The sequence below is a fragment of the Pseudoalteromonas sp. BSi20429 genome (assembly GCF_000238895.1).
GTDB lineage: Bacteria > Pseudomonadota > Gammaproteobacteria > Enterobacterales > Alteromonadaceae > Pseudoalteromonas > Pseudoalteromonas arctica.
The window spans coordinates 1-7,864 of sequence record NZ_BADV01000017.1 but is presented as its reverse complement, the minus strand read 5'-3'; the positions used below and the strand labels follow the sequence as shown (position 1 = coordinate 7,864).

Sequence of the window (7,864 nt, the reverse complement as noted above, 5' to 3'; positions counted from 1 at the left end):
CTTTTTTAATGTCCTTTATTCTTAGATTTCGTTATAAATAATATCAATTTTCTTAATAATGTAAGCCCCCTTAATAAATAATTAAGAGGGCTCTATTAATATTAAATATCCGTTTGATTATTACTACTTTCAATTAAGTGTTTAATCATTTCCTCCGATTGATTTTGTACATCAACCGCAGGTGCTGCTGTATCAATACTTCCCCCGCTTTGGGCTGGGGTATAAGCAATTGCAGAGCCTTCGTCTTCAACCAGTGTATTTAGCGCTATAAGCTGCTCTGCATCTTCGTTAATGATAACGTCATCAATATTAAGCGGCTCCGCCGAACTCACTTGCATAGTTTGCTCAGGTGCTGATAGACCACTCAAGTTGCCTAAATCAATCGTTTCAGTGCTTAATAAGTTGTTGCTTGAAACTTCATTAGGGGTTGTATCGCCTAAAGCCGACTCCTCACTAAATGATTCAGGGATTGTGTCGCCGGAAGCAGCGCTTGCACTGCTTCCTGCGATAGCAAGTTGTGGGTCGTTTCCTTGGTCAATAATATTGTCATTAATATCCTTAATTAAATAATTACCGGCTTCATCAACTGTGATAAAGCGATAATCAGACCAAGAACCTAAATCAAGAACTGATAATAATGAACTCCAATTTCCATTCTCATCAGGTTGAATTTCTCTAGCGCTTTCTAGCACATTTAAGTTTAGGTTTAACACCTCAAGGCCAAGTAGGTTTGCTCCTACAACATATACACTATTTCCTTCTTCTACTGTGCCTTCTGCAGTTAAACCTATTCCTAGTAAGCCCCAGTAATAGTTAGACACTTCGAAGTCTACCGGCGTTGAGTCAATCACTAACCCAGATAAGCTTCCACTTGAAGTAACATTTCCAGATTCATCAGTAGCGGTAGCCGTTACAGTGTATGCTCCATCAAGTAAGTCATTGTCTGGTGATACGCTCCATACACCTGTCTCACCCGCTGTTGTATCCTTGGTTACCACAGTACCGCTTTCATCTATAAAGCTTACGGTAATATCTTCATTTGCTCCTGCGGTACCGGTGATCTTAGGTGTGCTATCGGCTGTTAATTCTAAACCAGAGTTAATTACTATGCCTGAATCAACTATGCTGCTTATTGATTGCTCGCCAATATTACCTGCATTATCAAGTACGCTTACATCAACGCTGTAATTCCCTTCACTAAGAGGCTGCGAAGCTGTAACAATCCACGACCCGTCTGTGTTTACTGTTGTTGAAACATTGTGTGTTTCACCTAGTGCGTCAGTAAACATCACCATAACTGCAGCTCCCGCAAAACTTCCGGTTACCGAGCCTGTAATAGTCGGTGTGGTATCTTGGCCTACTGCAATAGAGTCTATAAATACAATAGGTGCTGTGTAATCAGTACTTGAAACCATGGTATCGCTTGATGAGTTTCCTGCAGCATCACTAACTGTTGCAGTAGCAGTAAAACCGCCTTCACTAAGCGGCGTAACAGCTGTGACTGACCAAGTTCCGTTACCTGCCACTTGCGCAGTTAATGTTTGCGAATCACTATTAGCATCAGTAAGTACTACGCTTATGGTTGTACCTGCTGGAGCATCACTTGTACCTGTAATTGTTGGCAGTGAGTTATTCGTAACTGCAAGTTCATTAACTTCAATTGTGGGCGGTGTTAAATCAACTATGCCATCAAGGCTTGTAGAGCTTGTAAGGCCAAAGTTTTCGACTGTCGCATCAACTGTAAAAGCACCTTCAGCTAGTGGCGTGCTCGGTATTAATGTCCATACAACACCAAGTGCTTGAGTGTTATAGGTTGTTGCATTACCACTGCTATCTGTAATAACAACTTCTACATTACCGTTTATTACGTCGGTAGTACCACTAATAGTAGGGGTTGTATCGCTTGTATCTATTATTGGATTGATTAGTAGGCTCGGTAAAGTGGTACTAACAGTGCCAGTTTGCGTTACTGTGGCTATATTTCCAGCATCATCAATACTAATAGCTTCTATGGTTAAATCGCCCTCAGCAAGTAAAGGGGTAACAACAAACCACGTGCCATCTCCTAATACTGTTGTAGTAACTTCATAAAGTGTGTTTGTAGAGTCGGTAATATTAACTGTGATTAAGCTACCGGTTTCTTCGTCACTGGTGCCAGTAATAGTAGGCGTTAATGTATTAAGTACACCAAAGGCGTCTATTTCTAACGATGGCGGTATGGTATCAATCGTCACTTGCTCAGTAACAGACTGGCCTACATTACCCGCAGCATCAGTAATACTTGCGAATACACTATATATACCATCAGGTAGGCTAGTGGTTACTAATGACCACGTGCCATCGCTACCAACAAGGGCATCAAATACTGTTGCGTTGCCGTTACTATCTATCACAGTTACATCAATGTCTGTGCCTTGAGCTTCTTCAGAAGTACCAGAAATAGTTAGAATGTCAGTATTGCTGATGCTCAACGGTAAAATATCTACCACAGGCACTAACGTATCAACAACAAACTCGAGCGTTTGTGTTACTACATTGCCGGCATCATCAGTGATACTCACGTTGGCAACATGCTGCCCTTCAGTCAGCGCATCAACCTCCAGTGAAAATAGCCCTGCTGCATTCACTGTTGTTGTTAGTACTGAGCCTCCGTCCAGCTGAATCTCTACCACTCCATTAATTAAATCACTGGTCCCTTGAATAATTGGAGTAGAATCTGACGTTGTACCAATTACTTGCAAATTAAGCGTTGGCGAGATGGTATCTACTACACTGCTTAGCAGCTCTGTAGCTGTGATCCCTACTTCACTTAATACATTTACAGTTACAGTAAACACGCCCTCAGCAAGTGATTGAGGAACCTGTACAGCCCATGAATTATCTGCCTGCACTATGGCAACCAAATCTTGTGCTATGTTATCGCTATCTACCACTCTAACTAGCACTTCAGTGCCTGGTGCTTGGTCGGTCGTACCGCTAATTATCGGCAAATCTCCCTGGCCAGTTACAAAATCGACTACCGCATTAAGTAATGGCGTTGAGGCATCTACATCTGCAGTCGTTATAGTAGTGGTGTTACCCGCTTCATCGGTTGCAGAGGCTTCAACAACGGATAGGCCAATAATATTAACTGCCAGGCCTAATAACACCCAATCGCCATTGGCATCGGTGGTTACATCGTATGTTAAGTTAGCCAAATCACCTGCTAATTCTAAATTAACAGTGACTGTTTTACCTTCACCTAAATCAGAGGTGCCAGATAAAGATACAAGCTGCCCTAACAAGAACGAAGGCACAATAGTAAGCTCTGGCCCTACTGTATCTACTTCGCCACCCGTTTTACTATCAACAGAGGTATTTCCTGCGCTATCAGTAATCGTTGCCGAAACACTGTAAACACCTTCTGCTAATTCGTTGTCTGCAGCGGCTTGCCAGTCTCCATTAGCATCCGTTTGCACGGTAATTTGATGAGAAACTCCAGCAGAATCAGTAAAGGTAACAATAACGTTTGTATTTGCCTCGTTAGACGTACCTGTAATCAATGGAGTGCTATCTTGAGTTAGTATTAATGAACTTTGATCAATACTAATTTCGGGAGCAATTGTATCAATAGTTGCTGTATTTGTTGCGTCCCCGGTATTACCCGCGCTGTCAGTAACAAATACTTCAACTGAATAATCTCCTTGTGATAGAGAGCTAGTTGCCTCTACGGACCATACACCACCCGTTTGAACTGTTGTATTTACAGTATGCTTATTCCCGAGTGCATCGGTAAATATCACAGCAACTGCATCACCTACCATGGCACCTGTCACGCTCCCTGAAATACTTGGAGTTAGATCGGTACTTCCAACAATATCGTTAATAGTCACAACAGGTGCTGTTATATCAACTTCCCCTGTAATAGTTGTGTTTACAGGATTACCTGCAGTATCTGTTGTTGAAGCTGAAACCGTGTAAGTGCCCTCGCTCAACTCTGTACTTGCAGCGACTGACCATGTGCCATTTGCACCAACAGTAGCATTAACTGTTTGCTCTGCACCTAAGCTATCTGTAATTAAAATAGCGACTATGGCGCCTTGTGGAGCTGTAGTTGTGCCTGAAATTGTTGGCGTTGTATCATTTGAAATTGTAAGCGGTGTAATATTAAGGGCTGGTGGAGTTAAATTGATAACACCGCTACCTGTTGTATTACTCGTTAAGCCTCCTTCAGTTACACTTGCCGAAACAGTAAATTCACCTTCAGGTAGAATATCTGTCGCATCAACACTCCAGATCCCACCTACCACAGTTGTAGTTACAGTATGTGAAACGTTATTAACGTCAGTTATGACAACCGTGATTTCTGTATTATCTGCCGCACTACTTGTGCCTGATATTGCTGGTGTTTGATCGTTTGTATCAACAATTGTATTAATATTAATTGTAGGCGCATTGGTATTTAACATTGCGGTACTATTTGCAACTGATTCATTCCCTGCGGCATCAGTAACACTTGCAGAAACTGTAACTTCACCATCAGTCAGTGCATCTGTAATATCTACAGTCCAAGCACCACCTGCACCAACAACAGTTGTATAAGTCTCGGTACTATCTCCATCGGTCACAGTTACTGTAATACTCGTGTTTTCAGGTTCATTGGATGTGCCTGAAATAGTTGGCGTGCTGTCATTAATTGTACCTAATGCGTTTATAGTAATACTTGGTGCTTGAGTATCAATAAAGCTCGAGCCTGTATCCACTCCTTGATTGCCAGCATCATCGGTAATACTTACCTCTACATCATAATTGCCATTTGGCAAGCTTGGCGCCGTAACTTGCCAATCGCCGTTAGCATCAACTATTGCGGTTAAAGTATGTATATCACCGTTGCTATCTGTAATAACTATATCGACCACCGTATCCTGTGGTTCAGTTGAAGTACCATTTATAACTGGTGTCTCAGTGTTAAATACAGTTATATCATTAAGTACAATAACAGGTACTTGGGTATCAATTGTTAAATCAATAGCCGTGCTGCTGGTATTATTAGCATCATCGGTAACACTTACTTGAGCCGTATAATCACCATCAACAAGTGCTACGGGGACATCTACTTGCCAATTGCCATCAGTACCCACTGTTGCTGTTAGTGTTTGACCGCCGATAAGGATGGTTACATCAGCACCAATCTCATTACTCGTGCCTGAAATTGTAGGGGTTGTATCTATTGTCGCGTTAACTTCGTTCACAATTAATGTAGGAGCAACGCTATCTATTTCACCTTGAGCCTGCTGCGTTGTTAAATTACCAACACTGTCTCTAACCTCTGCAACAACAGTGTATTGACCTTGCGCTAGCTCTGCTGGTACATCTGCTGACCAACTGCCATCGGCTTGAACAGTCGCAGTAAACTCTTGGCTTTGCCCTGCACTATCGGTGACAGTCACATCAATTACAGTGCCTTGCCCCATATCGGTGGTGCCGCTAATTACTGGCGTATTGTCATTAGATAAAGCATCAACACTAACGGTTAGTTCTGGCGCTACGTTATCAAAATCAAGTGTATTGATTGTTCTTACATTACCGGCGGCATCCGTTGCACTGGCAGTCACATAGGCAAGGTTTAGTAATGGTACTGTTATGTTTGCAAGCCCCCACGTACCATCAGGATTTGTTGTCGCTGTATAAGTTGCACCAACTAATCCCCCAACTAGGTACTCTGTAATAGTGATTACAGAGCCTCCCGGTAAATCAGAATCCCCCGAAAGAGAAACTAAATTACCTAATAAAAACGATGGAATAATTTCAAGATCCGGAGCGGTTATATCCACTTCGCCAGTGTCAGTGCCGGTGCCTGTGTTGCCTGCCGCATCGGTGATGCTGGCGCTGACGCTATAATTCCCTTCGGCTAAATCAGTCGCTGGGGTCGCGTTCCAGTTACCGTTTATATCCGTTTGTACATCAATGGTTTGTACTGCATTTGCTGCATCTGTAAACGTCACCGTGATGGTGCTGTTAGGCGCATCACTGGTGCCCGTAACCGTGGGCGTGCTGTCGCTGGTTAGTAACGGCGCATTTACACTCACACTCGGTGCGGTCGTATCAATGGTGCCGTTGCCTGTAATATCGGTGCTGTTACCTGCCACATCGCTGATGTTGGCTTCAATACTATACGGTCCTTCTGCTACGGCTGTTGGCACTTCGACTGAGAAGTTGCCATCAGCATCCACAGCGGTGGTGAACGTTTGTGTATTACCTAAATCGTCCACAACCGTGAAGTTAATAACGGTGCCTTCAACCGCATCGCTTGTGCCGCTAAATGTCGGGGTTACGTCGTTGCTTGAACCAGGGCTGGTAAGTATAAGTGTCGGTGCAATGGTATCTATTTCACCAGCACCTGTGGCGATGGTGTCGTTACCTGCCACATCTTCAACACTCGCGCTAATAGTGTATGCACCTTCTGCAAGTGCTACCGGTACAGGGATTGACCACGTGCCATTAGCAAGTACGGTGGCGCTCATTGTTTGTGGTGTGCCACTGCTATCTGTCACTATAACCGTTACCGTACTGCCTTGCGGTGCATCACTACTGCCTGCAATCGTTGGCGTGGTGTCGTTGCCTACACCGTTGTCGGTAATAACAAGGCTCGGACCTGTTAGGTCTATCAGACCTGTCTCGGTGGCACTGCCAATATTGCCCAGTCCATCATCTACCTCTGCGGTGACAGTATATTCACCTTCGGCTAAATCAGTTGGTGCATCGACACTCCATACTCCACCCGTTACGGTCGCATCAACTGTCGTAATATTCCCTGCACTGTCTTCAAACGTTAAGCTGATAGTGGTGCCATCGGCTGCATCGCTTGTACCATTAATGGTTGGTGTGGTGTCGTTGGTATCAACCAAGGCATTAATGCTAATGCTCGGCGCGGTGGTGTTGAGTGTCGCGGTTTCACTTAATGTGGTGGTGTTTCCGGCGTTATCGCTCACGCTGGCTTCAATAGTAAGCTCTCCATCAGCTAATGCTATCGGCACATCTGCTGACCAACTGCCGTCGGCTTGTACTGTCGCGGTGAACGTTTCGGTTGTGGTGCCATCGCTTACACTGATGTTTATCACTGTGCCCGCTGGCGCATTGCTGCTTCCGCTGATTGTTGGGGTGCTGTTATTAGTGGCACCTACTGTGTCTAACGTCAGTGTCGGCGCTAAGGTATCTAGGTTGCCTGATTGAACTGCACCGCCAGTATTGCCTGCATCATCGGTGATACTGGCTTGCACGGTGTAGCTTCCATCCGGTAATTCAGGGCTAGTTGCTTGCCAATCGCCGTTTGCATCGACTGTGGCTGTAATTGGGTGTTCATCACCGTTGCTGTCGGTAATAACAATGTTTACAACGGTGCCTTCAGGCTCTGTTGAAGTACCACTAATCACTGGGGTGCTGTCGTTACCAAGGCCCAGTGCATCAACGGTGACAACCGGTGTAATGGTGTCTACGTTACCACTGCTGCTCGCGGTGGTGTCGTTGCCTGCAGCATCAGTAATGCTGGCGCTTACAGTAAAGTCACCTTGCGCAAGCGCACTTGGGATTTCAATGTCCCAGTGGCCATCACTTTCAACGGTGGTGGTAATGGTTTGCATTACGCCGTCGCTGTCGGTCACGGTGAGTGTAACAGTGCCGCCAATTGCGTTACTGGTGCCCTGAAGCTCTGGTGTTAAGTCGCTAACATCGCCTACGTTTTGAATGGTGAGTATTGGCGCTTGCGTGTCGATAGTGGTGGTGTCACTCACTGTGGTCTCATTGCCGACACTGTCGCGTACACTCACTTCAATGGTGCTTTGACCTTCACTTAATGGTGTGGTTGGAGTGGCGCTCCAATTACCAT

1 protein-coding gene is annotated in these 7,864 nt (G+C 44.7%); it reads right to left on the bottom strand.

All coding sequences use genetic code 11. From position 1 onward, the window contains the following. Positions 1-101: 101 nt before the first annotated feature. On the bottom strand, positions 102-7,769 hold the full coding sequence (locus tag P20429_RS19205; RefSeq protein WP_237715143.1) for an Ig-like domain-containing protein: 7,668 nt from the start codon (positions 7,767-7,769) through the stop codon (positions 102-104). Positions 7,770-7,864 lie beyond the last annotated feature (95 nt).